This window comes from Streptomyces sp. ISL-94 (assembly GCF_018614075.1).
In the GTDB taxonomy this organism is placed as follows: Bacteria; Actinomycetota; Actinomycetes; order Streptomycetales; family Streptomycetaceae; genus Streptomyces.
This window is the reverse complement of sequence record NZ_JAGGOZ010000051.1, coordinates 1-18,207: the sequence shown is the minus strand read 5'-3', so window position 1 is coordinate 18,207 and position 18,207 is coordinate 1. Positions and strand designations below refer to the sequence as shown.

The window sequence follows — 18,207 nt, the reverse complement described above, 5'->3', positions numbered from 1 at the left end:
GGGTCAGGCCTGCTCGTCCCGGAGGATGGCGGCCATCTCCTCAAGCGACACCGATCCCTCGACACCCTCGCTCTCGGCCTCGTCGGCCAGGCTGGTCAACCAGGCCTCCTCGGCCTCGTCGGCGAGGCGGCGAAGCCGCTGGTACTCGTCGATGTCGATCACGACGGCCTCCTGCTTGCCGCGCCGCGTGATGATCGTGGGAACTCCCTCGCGGCGTGCGCGGTCTATGGCGTCCGCAAGGTGGCCGCGTACCTCTGCCATCGACTCGATCACAGGCTCACTCATGCAATGAATGTACCAGATGTACATGAACCTGCTCGGCGAGCGCCAAGGTGGACCCCGCGCCTCCATCCCCGGCCCGCACCGCAGGTCAGAGGTACTGGGCGAAGTCGTCCAGGGCGCGCAGGATCTCCGGCTCTCCGGCCGAGGGGAGCTGGAGGACGATCTCCTCCAGGCCGAGGTCGGCGTAGTGGGACAGCTTGCCAGGGGTGGGCTGGACGGCGTACGGGATCACTTGGAGGGTCTTCGGGTCGCGGCCCGCGGTTTCCCAGATCTCGCGCAGCACCGGCATGGACTCGGACAGGCCGCGGCCGCCGATCGGGAGCCAGCCGTCGGCGTGGTCGGCGATGGCGGTGAAGAGCTTCGGGCCGGCCGCGCCGCCGATCAGGGTGCGGGGGCCGTAGAGGGGGACGCCGGGGCCCAGTTCGCGCGGGGCCTGGACCGGCTTGGGGTGGGCGGCGCTGGCCTGGACCGAGGAGAACTCGCCGACGTACGCCGTGGGCTCGGGGGCCCACAGGGCGCGCATCAGCGCCATCCGGTCGCGGACCAGCTCCCGGCGGGTGCCCCACTCGACGCCGTGGTCGGCGGCTTCCTCCACGTTCCAGCCGTATCCGATGCCGAGGGTGAAGCGGCCGCCGGACAGGTGGTCCAGCGTGGCGATCTGCTTCGCGAGGTCGATCGGGTCGTGCTGGGCGACCAGGGTGATCCCGGTGCCGAGGCGGAGCCGCTCGGTCACGGCGGCGGCCTGCGCCAGGGCCACGAAGGGGTCGAGGGTGCGCCCGTACATCTCGGGGAGCTCGCCGCCCATGGGCGCGCCGGTGTCGCGGGTGACCGGGATGTGCGTGTGCTCGGGGAGGTAGAGGCCGGAGAAGCCCCGCTCCTCCAGGCTCCGGGCGAGGCGGACGGGCGAGACGGTGCGGTCGGTGAGGAAGACGGTCGTGGCGATCCGCATGGCTTCAGGCACCTCCGAGACGTGGGAACCGCAACGGTACGGGGTGAGCTTACGAAAGGTGAGGGGGCGTCAGGGGAGGAGGCCGGTACCCGCCGGTGGTGCCGGTAAGGCGCCGCCGGCGGGAGGCCGCGGTCAGGCGGGCTTCTGCTGCGCGTCGACGGCCTTGTGCAGCTGGTGCTCTAGCCACGGAGTGGCGTACGCCATGCCGTCCGACGTCAGGTGGGCGTCGTCGCCCTGCTGGTGCATCCGCTTCCCGCGCGGCGTCTTCTCCTGGCACGGGCGGTCTTCGGGGCACAGGCGCAGGCCGGTTATCAGCTCCCTGTCGGGCGGACGCGGGCGTAACAGCCTTATGGCCGTGGATGGTTCTAAAGCGGGGGATACCTTTCGGTCCAGCCGGGGGTGGAGACGGCCGGGCCGTGGAGGGCCGGGCCCTGGGTCATCTCCAGGGCGAAGTCGTCGGCGAGTTCGAGCAGCGTGGCGCGGCCTTCGAGCTCGGCGAGTCGGGCGGCCGGAAGGGCCGTCTCGCCGTGCAGGGCGCCGAGCAGGGCCCCGCAGAGGGCGCCGGCGGCGGCCGGGTCCCCGCCGTGGCCGACGGCGAGGTGCAGCCCGTGCGGGATGTCCTCGGCGACGAGGGCGCAGTAGACGGCGACGGCGAGGGTGTCCTCGGCGTCAGCGCCGCCCGTGGGGAAGAGGGTTCGGAGGCGCTCGGGGGTCGGCGGGCCCTGGGTGACGGCCGAAAGGGCGCGCTGCAGGGCATCGGTGACGGACTGGTGGCCGGGGCGGGCGGCGAGCAGGGCGAGGGCGCGGTGGGTTGCGGTGTCGGGGGAGTCGCCGCGGGTCAGTGCGTGCACGATGACGGCGAAGGCGCCGGCCGAGAGGTAGGCGCCGGGGTGGCCGTGGCTCTGCGCGGCGCACTCGACCGCGAGTTGCAGGACGAGGGCGGGCTCCCAGCCGACGAGCAGCCCGAACGGCGCCGAGCGGGTGGCGGCGGCCGCGTCCCGGGCGGTGGGGTTCTTCGGCTTGTCGAGGGTGCCGATGACGGCGTCGCCGAAGCCGGTCATGGAGGCGCGGTCGGGGTTGCGGCGGGTGTAGAGCCACTCCTGCTGCGCGAGCCAGCCGTTGTCCTTGCGGCGCTCGTCGGGACCCCAGTCGTGCTGGGTGGCGGCCCATCGGAGGTACGCCCGGTGGATGTCGGTGGGCGGATGCCAGGCACCGGTGTCCCGGCGGACGTGGGCCCGTATGAGCCCGTCCACGGTGAACAGCGTGAGCTGCGTGGCGGCACCGACCCGCCCGCGCGCGCCGGCCCCGGCCCAGGTCGGCCCCTCGGGCCCCTCCGGCCCGCGGCCCGGCCCGGCGGGCCCGGCCCCGTGCGGCCCCTCGGACCCGCGGCCCGGCGCGGCGGCGGCCCCGAGGGCGTCGCCTATGGCGCCCCCGAGCAGCGCCCCGCGCACCCGGCTCCGGAAGTCCTGCTGCTCGAACCGCCCCCACAGCCCGGTGCGCGACCCCGGACTCCGCACCCCGCCCGCCACCCGCGCGGCCGGAGCGTCCGGCCCGCTACCGGGGGCCTCAGCCGCCTGCGCGACCCCGGCTCTGCGCAGCCCGCCGCCAGGTCCGGCTTCGCCGAGCCCGCTTGCGGTGCCGGGGTCGGCCGTGGGGCCGCCGATGCCGGGTCCGGCCGTGGCGCCTGCGGGGCCGACTGCGTGCAGCGCGCTGTCAGGGCCGGCTTCGCCGGATGCGCCCCGGGGGCCGGGTCCGGTCGTGGCGCCTCCAGCGCCGACTGCGTGCAGCGCGCCGTCAGGGCTGGCTTCGCCGGATGCGGCGCCGATGCCGGGTCCGGTCGTGGCGCCTGCGGGGCCGACTGCGTGCAGCGCGCTGTCAGGGCCGGCTTCGCCGGATGCGCCCCGGGGGCCGGGTCCGGTCGTGGCGCCTGCGGGGCCGACTGCGTGCAGCGCGCCGTCAGGCCCGGCTTCGCCGGATGCGGCCCGGGGGCCGGGTCCGGCCACGACGCCTGCGGGGCCGACTGCGTACAGGGCGCCCGCAGGGCCGGCTTCGGCCACCGCGCTCGATCCGGGCACGGCGCCGCCGAAGGGCACGGCGCCGCCGAGGGGCACGGCGCCGCCGAGGGGCTCGGCCTCGCCCGGTGCGTCCGTCCCGCCCGTCATGCCTGTACCGATCACTTCGTTCACCTCGGCCACCGCCGCCACCGTCCCCCCGAACGTGCCTGCATTGGCGCGCACTTTAGTGGACAGGTTCAGTCGAAATTCGAAAGCAGCCTGTCAAGCGGCCCGTAAATGAGCGGAGAACGGCCGGAATCCGAATATTTTCAGCCGCCTGGCCGGCCTCCCACCCGGCCGCCGCAGGCCCCTGGCTGGCCCGGCCGGAACCCGCCCCCGGCCGGGCCCGGCCGCGTATGGCAGGTCAGTCCAGTACGGGCAGCAGCTCCGGCAGGTGCCCGTCCGAGGCCAGGGCCGCCCGCTGCCGCTCCTCCGGGACCTCCCCGTACAGCGTCGTACGCGCCTTCGCCGGCCGCCCCGCCGCCTCCGCGACCGCGATCAGCTCCTGCACCGACTTGTACGAGCCGTAACTCGACCCCGCCATCCGCGAGATGGTCTCCTCCATCAGCGTCCCGCCCAGGTCGTTCGCCCCCGACCGCAGCATCTCGGCCGCGCCCTCCGCGCCCAGCTTCACCCAGCTCGTCTGGATGTGGGGGATGTACGGGTGCAGCAGGATCCGGGCCATTGCCGTCACCGCACGGTTGTCGCGCACGGTCGGCCCCGGCCGGGAGATGCCCGCCAGGTACACGGGCGCGTTGGTGTGGATGAACGGCAGCGTCACGAACTCCGTGAAACCGCCGGTCTGCTGCTGTATCCGGGCCAGCGTGCGGAAGTGCCCGAGCCAGTGCCGCGGCTGGTCCACGTGCCCGTACATCATGGTCGACGAGGAGCGGATCCCGAGCTCGTGCGCCGTCGTGACGACATCGATCCAGTCCGCCGCCGGCAGCTTGCCCTTGGTCAGCACCCAGCGGACCTCGTCGTCCAGGATCTCCGCCGCCGTACCCGGGATGGAGTCCAGCCCGGCCTCCTTGGCCGCCGTCAGCCAGTCCCGTACGGACATCCCCGTACGCGTGGCACCGTTGACGACCTCCATCGGGGAGAAGGCGTGCACGTGCATGCCGGGGACCCGCTGCTTCACCGCCCGCGCGATGTCGAAGTACGCCGTCCCCGGCAGGTCCGGGTGGATGCCGCCCTGCATGCACACCTCGACCGCGCCCACCTCCCAGGCCTGGGCGGCGCGGTCGGCGACCTGGTCCAGCGACAGGGTGTAGGCGTCGGCGTCCGTGCGGCGCTGGGCGAAGGCGCAGAAGCGGCAGCCGGTGTAACAGACGTTGGTGAAGTTGATGTTGCGCGTGACGATGTAGGTGACCTCGTCCCCGACCACCGACTTCCGCAGGTCGTCCGCGATCCGGCACAGGGCGTCCAGCGCCGGCCCGTCCGCGTGCAGCAGGGCCAGCGCCTGCTCGTCGGTGAGGCGCGTCGGGTCGTCGGCGGCCTGCGCGAGCGCGGCCCGTACGTCCGTGTCGATGCGCTCCGGGACCATCCCGGGAGCGGCCGCCTCGCGCAGCGCCTCCCAGTCCCCGTAGACGTGGTCGAAGTCCTCGCGGCGGTCCCCGGTGCGGCCCTCGGTGTCGATGGCGGCGTGCAGGTCGGTGCGCCCGTACGCCGTGAAGCCCTCCTCCGGTTCCTGCCAGGGCCGCCCCTCGACGGGCGCGCCCTCATCCGCCAGGCCGGTCCGTACGTCGGCCAGTGCGCGTACGTGCGGCAGCAGCCGGGGGTCCAGCCAGGGCTCGCCCCGCTGGAGGAACTCCGGGTAGATCGTCAGCCGTTCGCGCAGCTCGAAACCGGCGGCGGCGGTCCGCTCGGCCAGCTCCTCGATGTGCGGCCAGGGGCGCTCGGGATTGACGTGGTCGGGGGTCAGCGGCGACACCCCGCCCCAGTCGTCGATGCCCGCGCCGATGAGCAGCGCGTACTCGGCGTCCACCAGGTTCGGCGGTGCCTGTATCCGGGCGCTGGGCCCCAGGATGTGGCGGCCGACGGCGATGGCGGCGGCCAGCTCCTCCAGCTCCGCGTCCGGCATGCCGCGCATGGCGGTGTCCGGCTTGGCGCGGAAGTTCTGGACGATGACCTCCTGGATGCCGTGGTAGCTGCGCTGGATCCGGCGGAGTTCGAAGAAGGCGTCCGCGCGCTCCTCGTACGTCTCGCCGATGCCGATCAGCACCCCGGTGGTGAACGGGACGTTCGACCGGCCCGCGTCCTCCAGCACCCGCAGCCTGACGGCCGGCTCCTTGTCCGGGGAGCCGTGGTGGGGGCCGCCGGGCTCGGACCACAGGCGGGTGGCGGTGGTCTCCAGCATCATGCCCATGCTGGGCGCGACGGGCTTCAGCCGCTGCAGATCGGACCACGACAGGACGCCGGGATTGAGGTGCGGCAGCAGCCCCGTCTCCTCCAGCACCCGGATCGCCATGGCGCGCACATAGGCGAGGGTGTCGTCGTAGCCGTGGGCGTCGAGCCACTCGCGGGCCTCGGGCCAGCGGTCCTCGGGGCGGTCGCCCAGCGTGAACAGGGCTTCCTTGCAGCCCATCGCCGCGCCTTGGCGGGCGATGTCGAGGACCTCGTCGGGGGAGAGGTACATCCCGTGGCCGCTTTTGCGGAGCTTGCCGGGCACGGTCACGAAGGTGCAGTAGTGGCACTTGTCGCGGCAGAGGCGGGTGAGGGGGATGAAGACCTTGCGGGAGTAGGTGATGACACCGGGCCGCCCGGCGGCGGCGAGCCCGGCGTCCCTCACCCGTGCGGCGGAGGCGGCGAGGACCTTCAGGTCCTCGCCGCGCGCCTGGAGGAGTACGGCCGCCTCGGTCGCGTCGAGCGCGACGCCGTCGCGGGCCCGCCGGAGCGCGCGGCGCATCGCGTTTTCGGTCGGAGCGTCACTCGGAGTGGTCATGGGCCGAGCATACGATCCGCCCGCGCGGGCACGGGCTGCGTCATCGCATCACCTCACCGGCGTTGACCAGCAGCGACTGGCCGGTTATCGCCCGCGCCCGGTCGGAGGAGAGGAACACGGCGGCGTCGGCGACGTCCCCGTCGGTGGCGAGGTCGGGCAGCGCCATGCGCTCGGTCAGCCGCTTGTGCACCTCGGCCTCCGGAACCTTTTCCGTATGGGCGGTGAAGGTGACGAACGCCTGCACGGGCGGCCCCCACATCCAGCCGGGCAGCACGGTGTTGACCCGGATCCGGTGGGGGCCGAGCTCGCGGGCCATGGAGTACATGGCGGAGGTCAGGGCCCCCTTGGAGGCGGCGTAGGCGGCCTGCTGCACCTCGTTGGGCGCGGCGATGGCGGACTGCGTCCCGATGATGACGACGGAGCCGCCGCGCTCCTTGAGGGCGGGCAGACAGGCCCGGGTCATCCGCAGGGTCCCCAGGAGATTGACGTCGATGATCTGCTGCCAGGTCCCGAAGTCGGCGTCCTCCACCCCGCCGAAGTACGAGTCCCAGGCGGCGACGTGCACGACGGCGTCCACCCCGCCGAACCGCTCGACGGCCAGCGCGGCAAGGGCCCGGCACTGCCCCTCGTCCCCGATGTCGGTGGGCCGGTACGCGGTGCGCGCCCCGCCGGGATCGATCTCGGCCGCAGCCTTGGCCAGATTCGCCTCGGTCCGCGCCCCGAGCACGGCATTCCCGCCGTCCCGCACCACGGCGGCGGCCACTTGATGCCCGAGCCCGGCCCCGACGCCGGAGACGATGACGGTCTTCCCTTGAAGCAGCATGACGGGCCTCCGGTGCGCGCGCGGAAGATAAATCTGACGGTCCGTCAGGCTAGGGGAGGCGGGGTGGGTTGGGAAGGGGCGGGCCGGGAAGGGGCCTGGCAGGCGGGTGCCGTTGCCCGGTTCATCCGGGCGTGGGCCTCGTCGCGGACGCCGGCGGCGCGGCGGTGCCCGCGCCCGACGGCCCGGGTGTCGCCGTGCAGCCGACAGCGGTCAGGGTGGCGGCGGCCGCCGCCAGGGCGAGGCGGAGGCCGGGGGCCGGTCGTGAGCGCCGCACGTGCAGGGAACTGTCGCCCCGAGGTGTCGTGATCAGGGGACGGTATCGGCGCCGGCATGCGCATGTCGCCACCAGGGGATTCCGCCTGGCGGGTCACCGGTTCGACGTCACCCCGGCCGAGGAGCCCGCCGCCCCCAGTCGCTTCAGGCCCTCCGTGATCTCCTGCGGCGTGTGCGTCGTGAAGGACAGGCGGAGGGTGCGCGGGTCCGGGGGGCCCGTGAAGAAGGGGGAGCCCGGGACGAAGGCCACGTCGTGGGTGAGGGCCGAGGTGAGGAGGGCCGTCGCGTCGTGGCCCTCCGGGAGGCGGGCCCAGACGAACATGCCGCCCTCCGGGCGGTTCCACTCGGAGCCGGCCGGGAGGGCTTCGGGCAGGCCCGTCAGGAGGGCGTCGCGGCGGGCCCGGTAGGCCGCGCGGACCCGCGCGACGTGGGCGTCCAGGTCCACCTCGGCCAGGTAGTGCGCGGCGGCCAGCTGGTCCACCGTCGAGGTGTGCAGGTCGGCCGCCTGCTTCGCGACCACCGCCGCCCGCCGCAGCGCCGCCGGTGCGCGCAGCCAGCCCAGCCGCAGCCCCGGCGCCATGACCTTCGAGAAGCTGCCGAGCAGCGCGGTACGGTCCTCCGCCCCCGGGTGGGCGGCGAGCCACGGGACGTGGTCCCCCTCGTAGCGGAGGTCCCCGTACGGGTCGTCCTCGACCAGCCACAGCCCGAGCCGCGCCGCCGTCTGCGCGATCGCCGCCCGGCGGGCGGCCGGCAGGGTGCGTCCCGTCGGGTTCTGGAAGGTGGGGATGGTGTAGAGCAGCCTGGGGCGCTCCCGCGCGACGATGTCGGCCAGGGCGTCCGGGAGGATCCCCTGCTCATCGCAGGGGACGGCTATCACCCGGGCCCCCGCCAGCCCGAAGCACTGCAAGGCCGCCAGGTAGGTGGGGTTCTCGACCAGGACCACGTCCCCCGGATCGACCAGGGTGGCCGCGATGAGCGTGAGCGCCTGCTGCGAGCCCGAGGTGATGAGCACGTCGTCCGGGCCCGTGGCCAGGCCCCGCGCGGTCGCCCGGTCCGCGACAGCCGCGCGCAGCTCCGGGGCGCCCTCGGTGGTGGAGTACTGGAGCGCCCGCCGCGCGGAGGCCGCGAAGGCGGCGTCATACGCGGCCCGCAGGCCCTCGGTGTCGAAGAGCTCGGGCGCGGGGAGGCCGCCGGCGAAGGAGATCACCCCGGGGCGTTCGGTGAGCGCGAGGATCTCGCGTACGGGAGAACCCCCCACCGAGGCGGCGCGGGCGGCGAACGCGGGCGGCGGCGAGGCGACGGCGGTGGCGACGGCGGTGGCGACCGCGGCGGCAGCAGGCACGGGGGCTCCTCGGGGAGTCGGGTGCGCGCATCGTAGCGGCAGAAAGATGCAGACGGCATCTATGTTTCGCATCCTGATCCCGGTGGTGGGACCGTCCACGCCCCCTCCCCATCTGACGCAGCATCAGCTAGACCGGTCCCATGACCAGACGAGAGCAGGACCGCAAGGACCCCAAGGAATCCATGGACCCCAAGGACCGCAAAGACCTTGAGGACGGCGACGGCCGGCGGCAGGACGACACCCGCGTCGACGACTACGCCGAGCTGGCGGCCGTCGGCCCTTATGGCGTCCGCCCCGGCCATGCCCTGATCACCATGGTGGAACCCCACCCGGGCCACGAGTACGCGTACAACCGCTGGTACGAGGACGACCACTACTACGCCGGCGCCATGGCCATGCCGTGGATGTACGCCGGCCGCCGCTGGGTGGCCACCCGGGAGCTCCAGGAGCTGCGCTACCCCGAGAAGTCGGCCGTCGCCCAGCCCGTCACCGCCGGGTGCTACATATCGACGTACTGGGTCACCGAGGGCCGCTACGACGAGCACATGAAGTGGACCGTCGGCATCAACAAGCGGCTGGGCCGCGACGGCCGGGTCTGCCAGGACCGCACGCACGTCTTCACGGCCTTCCAGGACCACGCGGCCACCGTCTACCGCGACGGCGCGGCGGGCCCCCGGGACTTCCATGCGCTCGACCACCCGTACGCCGGGCTCGTCCTCCAGGTCGTCGACGCCGACGGGCCCGAGCAGCGGGCCGAGCTGCTGGAGTGGCTGCGCTCGCGTGCGCTGCCGAAGCGGCTGCAGGGCTCCCCGGCCGCGATGGTGACGGTCTTCCGGCCGACGCCGCTGCCCGGGGACCGGATGACGTACGTCAAGCAGGTCGAGGGGGTCGACACCCGGCTCACGCTGCTCTGGTTCCTGGAGGCGGACCCCCGGACCTGCTGGGACCGCTTCCTGGGGCTGGACGCGGAGGTCGCGGAGGCGGGGCTGGGGCGGGTGGAGCTGGTGGCGCCGTTCATCCCCACGGTGCCGGGGACCGACCGGTACGTCGACCAGTTGCGGTAAGCGCGGTAAGCGCGGCAAGCGGCGGTCGCGGCCGGGTCGTCCGGACATGGCCGAGCCCCCTCGGCCAGGACGGCGGGCCGGTCGAGAGGGCTCCGTGCGGTGGTGCTGGTGGTGCCGGTCGTACTGATGGGGCGGTTGGACTGTTGGGACGGTCCGGATGGTGGGGACGCATGCAGTGACGTTCAGGCGAGGCGTCCCAGCCGGCCCTCGGTGACATCGGCGACGAACGAGGTCCAGGAGCCGGGCGCGAAGGTGAGGGACGGGCCGTCCTGCACCTTCGAGTCGCGCACCGCGATGGCCTCCATGACGGGGGACTTGACCTCGACGCAGGCGCCGTTGGCGGAGTACGAGGACTTGATCCAGTTGTCCGTGGCGCCCTGGCGAATAGCCATGTTTCTCTCCGGTTCAGCGAGTAGTTCCGTTGGTGTGTCGGCCACTTCTCCGGCTGACGTGATCGACGCTACCCGCAGCTCCTGATAGGTGAAGGGATCGTTCACCCGACCGAGTGGCATATTCCATTCAGGCCTTCTGCGGCCGGGTAGTGACGGTGTACCGTGCCGCCCCGGCCTGCCACGCCCCGGGTGAACTCCCCGGTTTTCTGCGGATTCATTTCACCTTGCCCGCATATTGGCCGATGATTCCGGAGATGAACTGCTGTGTCTGGTCGACATTGAGGGCCTGGGCGCGCAAGTGCTCGTACATCACGCTGTACTTCTGCACGTCGTTGGCCTTCTCCAGGTACAGGTCGCTCGTCACGCCCTCGATGTAGACCACGGTCGAGTCCGACGCGTCCGGGAATTCCAGGATGGCGTATTGGCCGTTGACGCCCGGATGCGCGCCCAGCGAGAAGGGCATCACCTGCACCGTGACGTGCGGCTGCTGCGACTGCTCTATCAAGTACTCGAGCTGCCGGATCATCAATTCGGCATCGCCCACCTCCCGGCGCAGCGCGGCCTCGTCGATGACGGCCCACAGGCGCAGCGGCCCGAGCTCCGGATTGTTGTTGTCCGTCGCGGAGAGCCGCTTCTGCCGGTGCATCCGCACCTGGACGCGTTTCTCCACGTCGACCGGGGCGGTCTCCGGCCAGGCGCCGCGGACGAGGGACTGGGCGTACTCCGTGGTCTGGAGCAGTCCCGGGATCACGAGGGGCTCGTACGTACGCAGGCTGGCGGCGTCCGTCTCGAGGCCGATGTAGACGCTGTACGGGATGTCGCCGAAGGCGTGCCACCAGCCCTGCTGGCGGGAGTCCTTCGCCATCTGCATGAGCGAGTCCACGAGCCGGGGATCCTCCACCTCGTACACCTCGCACAGGTCGCGGACGTCGCGCTGGCTGATGGAGCGGCGACCGTTCTCCAGTCGGCTGATCTTGGACTGGGAGACGAGGAGGCGTTCGGCGACCTGCTCGGCCGTCATGCCCTTGTCTTCGCGGAGCTTGCGCAACTCCATGCCCAGTCGGCGGCGTCGGACGGTGGGATTGACATTGGACGCCACGTGAACGGCACCTCCGCCTTCTGTTGCTGTCTCTCTGCGTGTCTGATGTTGAGCAGACTGCCACCGAAGCGCCCGGCGGCGCTGGGGAACGGCTGGGAAAAACAGACGCGCGGGGCGGCGGGGCCGGGGAACCGGCCTCGCCAACCCCGCGCGCCGGCGGTGCGTTGGCGGTGCGTTGGCGGTGCGTTGGCGTTGCGATGGAGCAGGTGAATCGGGTGACTCGGGTGGAGCGGGTGGGTCGCGTGGATCAGTGCGCGGCCGCGCGGGCCATCGCACCGGTCCGGCGCGGCTGCAGCGGGACGCTTCCGGCCGTGGCCCGGGCGGCCGGCGGTGCCGGAGCGCGGTCACGGCGCGGCTGTACGGCCACACCGTTCTGGACGTCCATCACGGCGTGCGCCACGAGTCCGCCCATCGGGTCGTGCCGGATCAGGTCCCGCAGCCGGGATCTGGACGACCGCCCCTCGTTGCCGGGGTACAGGTGCTTGCCGAGTCCGACCGCGTGGGCCAGTGCGGCGAGCGCCGCGGTCCGCGGGTCCGGCGGTACGCCGGTGCGGATCGCGCTGTCGAGCCGGGCACGGATCTCCCGGCTGATCGTCGTGTCCGTCGCCTGGTAGCGAGTTGTCGGCAACACCCCGCACATCTGTCCCGCGACGGCATGGACCATGCCGCAACGCTCCAGATGAGCGAGGTAAATCTGGCGGAGCCCCAGGCGGGGTCCGCCGATCCAGTGGACGGCCCGTACCGGGCTGCCGCGCCTGCGCAGCAGTTCCAGTGCGGAGTCCAGAGTCGGATCTCCTGTCGGCCGTGGCATCACCACGGCGATACGATCCCCGTCAGGGGCTATCCGTCCTGCCAGAGCCAGCTCCACTAGCTGTGCCCCGGCCAGGCCGAGGTCGAGCGACTGCGGCTGCGCCGTGGTACCCGTGGCCGGGTCCAAGGCGAGCAGCAGAAGCTCCTCCGGAATTGTTCTGCGGCTCCTGCCCATCCATGCCTCCCCGCGTGGATGAGTGACAGGGTGACGCCTCTCACATTCATCTGTCGAGAGCGCGTGGCCGCTTTGTGGGGGAACCCGCAGCTATGTCGTTCTCGTCTAGCACGGGGGCGATGCCCCCTAGACGGGACACTGTTAGACATTCGGACAGCCGGGCGTGGCGACGATGGAGGAGGAACTGGTGGCGGGCGAGTCCCCCGACAAGTCGGTAGATGAAGGAGCGCCGGGGGCTGCGGAGTCCTCCGAGGGGCGCGACCCGAGGCTGTCGGTGTTCCGGCCGAGGGACCCGAAGGCCGAGGGCGATCGCGCTGCCGGTGGCGCTGCCGCTGTGGCTGCCGGTGTGGGTGGCGATGGCGATCGCGCTGCGGATGGCGACGCCGGCGCCGTTACCGGTTCCGGTGCTCGTGCGACGGCCGGTGCCGGTGGCGCTGCCGGTGCCAGTGCCAGTGCCAGTGCCAGTGCCAGTGCCGTTGCGCGTGGCGATGCCGATGCCGGTGTGGCGGATGGTGCGGATGGCGGTTCCGGTGCTCGTGCGACGGCCGGTGCCGGTGCGGATGCCGGTACGGCTGACGGTGCCGATGGCGCTGCCGGTGCGGATGCCGCTGCGCGTGGCGATGCCAATGGCGCTGCGCGTGGCGATGCCGGTGCGGATGGCGGTGCCGGTGCCGCTACCGCTCCTCGTGCGACGGCTGGCGCCGACGCCGGTACGGCTGACGGCGCCGTTGCGCGTGGCGATGCCGATGCCGGTGCGGCTGACGGTGTCGATGGCGCTGCCGATACCGGTGTGGGCGACGCTGCCGCTGCGGATGGCGGGAAGCGGGATCCGCTGCGGGATGCGGTGGCGGCGTGGGTCGCCACGGCCGACGGGTCCGGCTCTGACTCTGACTCTGACTCCGAGCGCGCAGCGGACTCTGCATCGGGTGGCGAGACGACGGCGCCCAAGGCCGGCCCCGACCGCGCCGGGTCCTCCGGACGGGTGGAGTCGGCCGCCGAACCTGCGACTTCGGATTCCGCTTCCACCGGCCCGGCGGCCGCACCCGCCGACAGCGAGCGCACCACCGCCTTCCGTGCCGGCAAGGATTCGGTTCCTGCGTCGGATGCCCCGGCCAAGGAACCCGTCGTCTCGGAGCGCCCCACCGGGTTGGGTGCCGGGAAGGGTTCCGCTTCTGCGTCGGACTCCGTGGTTGACGAGCCCGCCACTTCGGAGCGCACTGCCGTGTTCCGTGCCGGCAAGGATTCGGTTCCTGCGTCGGATGCCCCGGCCAAGGAACCCGTCGTCTCGGAGCGCCCCACCGCGTTCCGTGCCGCGAAGGGTTCCGCTTCCGCTGCGGCCGCGGCCGCCGAGGGCTCCGGTTCTGAGGCCGCCGACTCTGAGCGCACCGCCGTGTTCCGGGCCGTGAAGCCCACCCCCGCGGCTCCCGCGCCGGCCGCCGAGGCCGATTCCGTTTCGGAGTCGGCAGACTCCGAGCGCACCGCGGTGTTCCGCGCGGTGAAGCCCGCCGGCAAGCCGGAGGCTGAGGCCAAGCCCGACGGTTCCGCCGTCGAGTCGGCCGACTCGGAGCGCACCGCCGTGTTCCGGGCCGTGAAGCCGCCCGCTCCGGCCTCATCCGCCAAAGCCCCCGAGGCACCGAAGGCCCCCGAGGCCGGCGACTCGGAGCGAACTGCCGTGTTCCGGGCCGTCAAGCCGGGTTCCGGTTCCGCCGGCGCGTCGGCGGACGCCGTCCGGGAGCCCGCCGAGCGCGAGCGGACCGGGGTGTTCCGGCTGCCGAAGACGGATTCCGCTTCCGCGGACGTGGAGTCCGCCGACTCCGAGCGGACCGCCGCCTTCCGGGCCGTCCAGCCCAAGGCCAGTACCCCCAAGGCCAGTACTCCCAAGGCCAGTACCTTCGTACCGCTGCGGACCGACGAGCCGGGGCAGGCGGTGAAGCCGCCGGCGCCCGCCCCGGCCCCCACGCCGTCCTCCGCGGAGCGGGTCGAGCGGACCACCCAGCAGCCGCTGCCGCCCAAGCCGCCGCTCGACATGCTGGCGGACCTCACCAACAACCCGCCCCCGCCGCCGAGCCCGCTGCGTACCGCCATCCGGCGGTTCAAGATCTACTTCCCGCTCGTCGTGCTCCTGGCGATCATCCTCGCCGTCGTGCAGCTGGTGCGCCCCCTGCCCCAGCCTCAGCTCGTGATGACCGCGAAGTCCTCGTACACCTTCGGCGGCTCCAAGCCGGATCTGCCCTGGCCCACCGACGGCCAGGCCTACATGGCCGCCGCCGGCCTCGGCACGCTCGGCCAGTCCGGCGAGCAGAAGCCGGTCCCGATCGCGAGCGTCACCAAGTCGATGACGGCGTACATCATCCTGCGCGACCACCCCGTCAAGAAGGGTGAGCAGGGCGCGATGATCGACGTCGACAAGACGGCCGAGGCCGAGGGCAAGAAGAACAACTCGACCGACAACGAATCCACCCTCGACACGGTCAAGGAGGGCGACAAGATCTCGGAGTACGACGCGATCGCCGCCCTCATGATCCCGTCGGCCAACAACATCGCGCGGCTGCTCGCGCGCTGGGACTCCGGTTCCCAGGAGGCGTTCGTCAAGAAGATGAACGACACCGCCAAGGAACTCGGCATGGGCAACACCACCTACACCGACCCCTCGGGCCTGGACGCGACCACCGTCAGCACCGCCGAGGACCAGGTGAAGCTGGGCCTGAAGCTGGTCGAGATGGAAACGCTGCTCGAAATCACCAAGAAGCCGGAATGGATCGATCCGTCGGGCAAGAAGTGGCGGAACTGGAACGGCCTGGTCCCGTTCAACGACTCGCTCGGCATCAAGACCGGTACGACGACGAAGGCCGGCGGAAACCTCCTCTTCGCCGCCCAGAAGAGGATCGGCAACACCAACCAGCTGATCGTCGGAGCCGTCCTCGGCCAGCACAAGCCGCCGATCATCGACAGTGTGCTCGCCGCGAGCAAGCAGCTCCTGATCGGCACCCAGAAGGCCCTCGAAGGCGCGCCCGTCGTGAAGAAGGGTGATGTCGTGGGCTACGTGGACGACGGGCTCGGCGGCCGGACGCCGGTCGTCGCCACCGCCGACGTGCAGGCGATCGGCTGGGCCACGCTCACCGTGAACGTGAAGCTCGGCGACGGCGGCGGCAAGCTCCCGCAGACCGCCAAGGCCGGCACCGAGATCGGCATGCTCACCGTGGGTGAAGGCGCCAGCCAGGTGAAGGTGCCGGTGGCACTGCAGAGCGACCTCGCCGCGCCGGGTATCGGCAGCAAGCTGACGCGCGTCGGCTGACGGCAGGTGGGAGCGTGGATCCGGCGTCCCGGGCAACCTCGGGGCGCCGGGACGCGTCTTGGGAGCGGGACCTTAATGGACCGAGGTGTTGGGGAGTGCGGCCGTGACCACCGCTGAGCAGCAGGACCGACCCCGGCCGGGCGGCGCCCCGCCGGCTCCCGGCTCCGATGCCGCGCCAGACTCCGCGTCCGACCCGGCGGACGATTCGGCCGCCGGTTCCGCCGCCGGTTCCGCCGCGGACGCCGCCGCCCGCGGCATGGTGCGTCGCGGCCTCGACCGGCTCCGCCGCCACCCCGTCGCCGTCGCCACCCTCCTCGCGGGGGCGCTGCACGTCGCCTGGTTCTTCAGCTTCGCCAACAGCGGCGGCGACCTCGCCGCGCAGGACGCCTGGGCCGAGTTCGTGGGCCGCCATCCCGACTCGGCGTACAACCTCGCCTGGTACGGGGGCATGCACCCCGTCTCGTACAGCGTGGTCTCCCCGTACCTCATGCACGTGCTCGGCGTCCGGACCACGATGATGATCGCGGGCACCGTCTCGGCCGGGCTGTTCGCGCTGATCCTCACCCGCTGCCGCGGCGCCGTGCGCGAGCCGCTGTGGCCCGCCCTGGCCGGGGTGTACGGGCTGCTGTGCAACGCCCTGTCCGGCCGCGTCACCTTCGGCCTCGGCGTGGTGGTCGCGCTCGGCGCCGTCGCCGCCGTCTTCTGCTGGCCCCGCAAGTGGGCGGAGCGCCGCTGGGCCAAGGCCGCAGCGGCGGCCCCGCTGGCCGGGCTCGCGACCGCCTCCAGCCCGGTGGCCGGGCTCTTCCTCGGGGTGATCGCGGCCGCGCTGTTCCTGAGCGGCCGGCGCCCGGGTGCGTACGCGCTGGGGCTGGCCCCGGTGGCCGTGGTCGGGCTGTCGGCCTGGCTGTTCCCCTTCTCCGGGACGCAGCCGATGAAGCTGGGCTCGGCCTGGCTGCCGTTCGTGTTCGCGCTGGCGATCCTCTTCCTGGTGCCCAAGCGGTGGAAGACGGTCCGCATCGCCTCCGCCGTGTACGCCTTCGGGACCTTCCTGACCTGGGCGATCGACTCCCAGATCGGCTCGAACGTGACCCGGCTGGTCATGCTGTTCGGCGGGGCGGTGCTGCTCGCGGCCCTCCCGTACGAGGTCCCGCGCTCGCGGCGCTGGTACGCGCTGCTGCTGGCCTTCGCCGGGATGAACATGTGGATCACCACCAACAGCATCACGGACATCGTCCGCACCACCCCGGTGGCCGCCTGGAACCGCGAGCTGGCCCCGCTCGTCGACCAGCTCCAGAAGGCGGGCGCCGACCGCGGCCGGGTCGAGGTGGTCCCGGCCAGCAGCCACCGCGAGTCCTCCGCCTTCCCCTCGTACGTCAACCTCGCGCGCGGCTGGAACCGGCAGGCCGACCTGGAGCGGAACCCGCTCTTCTACGACGACAGCCTCACCGCCGACAGCTACCGGGAGTGGCTGGAGCGCTGGGCCGTGCACTACGTGGTGCTGCCCGCGGACAAGCCGGACTCGGGCGGGGAGGCCGAGGCGCGGCTGGTCGGCGAGGGGCTCCCGTACCTCCGGCAGGTGTGGGGCGACGCGAACTGGCGGCTCTTCAAGGTCGCCGAGCCGACGAACCTGGTGTCCGGGCCGGCGACGGTGGTGCGGGCGGGCGCCGATCAGCTCGTCGTCGACGTGAAGCGGGCCGGACGGGTGCTGGTCCGGATCCCGCACTCGCCGTGGCTGGGGCTGGTGGACGGCTCGGGCAAGGCGGTGGCGCCGCCGCAGGAGTCCTTCGCTTCGAAGGCTCGGGGGTCCGTGCCGAAGCAGTACACGAACGCGGTCGGGTGCCTGTTCAAGGCGGCTCCGGACGAGGCGGGCGATGTGTGGACGGAGCTGCTGGCGCCGGCGCCGGGGGAGTACCGGGTGGCGGCGAAGTACCAGCTGCCGCGCGGTACGCCCTGCCCGGAGGAGTTGGTCAACGCCGCGCTGGGGGTGCCGGAGCGCCCTGCTCCGCCCAGGCCCTGACCCATTCTGGATCCTCGGTCGGCCGGATTTGTTACACACTGGTCCGGGTGCGTTCAGCCCTATATGTGCATACCATCCCAGTAGTCCGATTGGGTGCTTCCCGAAGGAGTTGACGACGGGATGGGCAAAGAGCTGAAGCAGGACGTTCAGGCGGCCATTGCCAAGGCGCAGGAGCAGGTCCCGCAGCCGCATGCGCCGGGTCACGGCTTCGAAGGCCCGGTACGGAGCAAGGTGAAGGGTGGAGCGCATACGAAGGCGGCCCTCAAGCGGGCCGGCACTCCACAGGGTGACCGTATCGGCGAACGCAGCAGAGGCCTGAGCTGATTCCGTGCGACGCATTGGCCCTTCCGGTTCCGGCCGGGAGGGCTTTCGCATGTCCGTGACCAGGGACTTTGGTCCCGCCCGGGGCTCTTGATGTCTCTCGCGGGAGAGTATCCGGACAACCGTTACATTGCCGACGGATGACGCACACATACCCCTCGTAACGTCGACGTTGTCGCCAGGCCAAACCACCACAAAGGGGTGATTGGCCCGGACCGAGACCAGGCGACGCCGATCCGAGGGGAACCATCCATGCGCGCCACCATCCGCACCGCCGCCGTCGCAGCCGGGGCCGTCACCGTCCTGGCCCTCCCGTCCGCCCACGCCTTCGCGGCCGACGCCCCGACCGGCCCCGCCACCCCCGCCACCC

Annotated in this window: 13 protein-coding genes; 4 read left to right on the top strand and 9 right to left on the bottom strand. The window is 72.4% G+C overall.

The genetic code is table 11. From position 1 onward, the window contains the following. Positions 1 to 3: 3 nt before the first annotated feature. The 6 genes from J7E94_RS17685 to J7E94_RS17660 form a co-directional block, all read right to left on the bottom strand. The gene (locus J7E94_RS17685; RefSeq protein WP_251056819.1) at positions 4 to 285 is read right to left on the bottom strand and encodes a type II toxin-antitoxin system Phd/YefM family antitoxin; all 282 of its coding nucleotides are present in this window, start codon (positions 283 to 285) and stop codon (positions 4 to 6) included. An 85-nt stretch (positions 286 to 370) separates the two neighbouring features. Next, complete coding sequence (locus J7E94_RS17680) at positions 371 to 1,231, bottom strand: LLM class F420-dependent oxidoreductase (RefSeq protein WP_215016428.1); 861 nt, start codon at positions 1,229 to 1,231, stop codon at positions 371 to 373. A 365-nt stretch (positions 1,232 to 1,596) separates the two neighbouring features. Continuing rightward, positions 1,597 to 2,748: an ADP-ribosylglycohydrolase family protein gene (locus J7E94_RS17675; RefSeq protein WP_308345224.1), complete on the bottom strand. Its 1,152-nt coding sequence runs from the start codon at positions 2,746 to 2,748 to the stop codon at positions 1,597 to 1,599. A gap of 901 nt (positions 2,749 to 3,649) precedes the next feature. Beyond that, positions 3,650 to 6,226, bottom strand: a complete 2,577-nt coding sequence (locus J7E94_RS17670) for a bifunctional FO biosynthesis protein CofGH (RefSeq protein ID WP_215016426.1) — start codon at positions 6,224 to 6,226, stop codon at positions 3,650 to 3,652. Between the two features lie 40 nt (positions 6,227 to 6,266). After that, positions 6,267 to 7,049, bottom strand: coding sequence for an SDR family oxidoreductase (locus tag J7E94_RS17665; RefSeq protein ID WP_215016424.1), 783 nt, complete (start codon positions 7,047 to 7,049; stop codon positions 6,267 to 6,269). Between the two features lie 367 nt (positions 7,050 to 7,416). Then, the gene (locus J7E94_RS17660; RefSeq protein ID WP_308345215.1) at positions 7,417 to 8,664 is read right to left on the bottom strand and encodes a PLP-dependent aminotransferase family protein; all 1,248 of its coding nucleotides are present in this window, start codon (positions 8,662 to 8,664) and stop codon (positions 7,417 to 7,419) included. Between the two features lie 182 nt (positions 8,665 to 8,846). Between J7E94_RS17660 and J7E94_RS17655 the strand changes: the two genes are divergently transcribed. Beyond that, a complete protein-coding gene (locus J7E94_RS17655; protein ID WP_215016477.1) occupies positions 8,847 to 9,728 on the top strand; it encodes a hypothetical protein in 882 nt (293 codons plus the stop codon). 182 nt (positions 9,729 to 9,910) lie between these two features. Here the strand turns inward: J7E94_RS17655 and J7E94_RS17650 are convergent, their stop codons facing one another. From J7E94_RS17650 to J7E94_RS17640, 3 genes are all read right to left on the bottom strand, one after another. Then, complete coding sequence (locus J7E94_RS17650) at positions 9,911 to 10,120, bottom strand: DUF397 domain-containing protein (protein WP_030706854.1); 210 nt, start codon at positions 10,118 to 10,120, stop codon at positions 9,911 to 9,913. 214 nt (positions 10,121 to 10,334) lie between these two features. Further along, positions 10,335 to 11,219, bottom strand: a complete 885-nt coding sequence (locus J7E94_RS17645; RefSeq protein WP_215016420.1) for a helix-turn-helix transcriptional regulator — start codon at positions 11,217 to 11,219, stop codon at positions 10,335 to 10,337. 247 nt (positions 11,220 to 11,466) lie between these two features. Next, the gene (locus J7E94_RS17640) at positions 11,467 to 12,204 is read right to left on the bottom strand and encodes a GPP34 family phosphoprotein (protein ID WP_215016418.1); all 738 of its coding nucleotides are present in this window, start codon (positions 12,202 to 12,204) and stop codon (positions 11,467 to 11,469) included. A gap of 1,222 nt (positions 12,205 to 13,426) precedes the next feature. Between J7E94_RS17640 and J7E94_RS35725 the strand changes: the two genes are divergently transcribed. From J7E94_RS35725 to J7E94_RS17625, 3 genes are all read left to right on the top strand, one after another. Then, positions 13,427 to 15,499, top strand: a complete 2,073-nt coding sequence (locus J7E94_RS35725; protein WP_308345213.1) for a hypothetical protein — start codon at positions 13,427 to 13,429, stop codon at positions 15,497 to 15,499. A 103-nt stretch (positions 15,500 to 15,602) separates the two neighbouring features. Further along, complete coding sequence (locus J7E94_RS17630) at positions 15,603 to 17,516, top strand: MFS transporter (protein ID WP_374224456.1); 1,914 nt, start codon at positions 15,603 to 15,605, stop codon at positions 17,514 to 17,516. Between the two features lie 120 nt (positions 17,517 to 17,636). Then, positions 17,637 to 17,840 (top strand): hypothetical protein, encoded by a 204-nt coding sequence (locus J7E94_RS17625; protein ID WP_251056818.1) that lies wholly within the window; start codon positions 17,637 to 17,639, stop codon positions 17,838 to 17,840. The last annotated feature ends 367 nt before the right edge of the window (positions 17,841 to 18,207 follow it).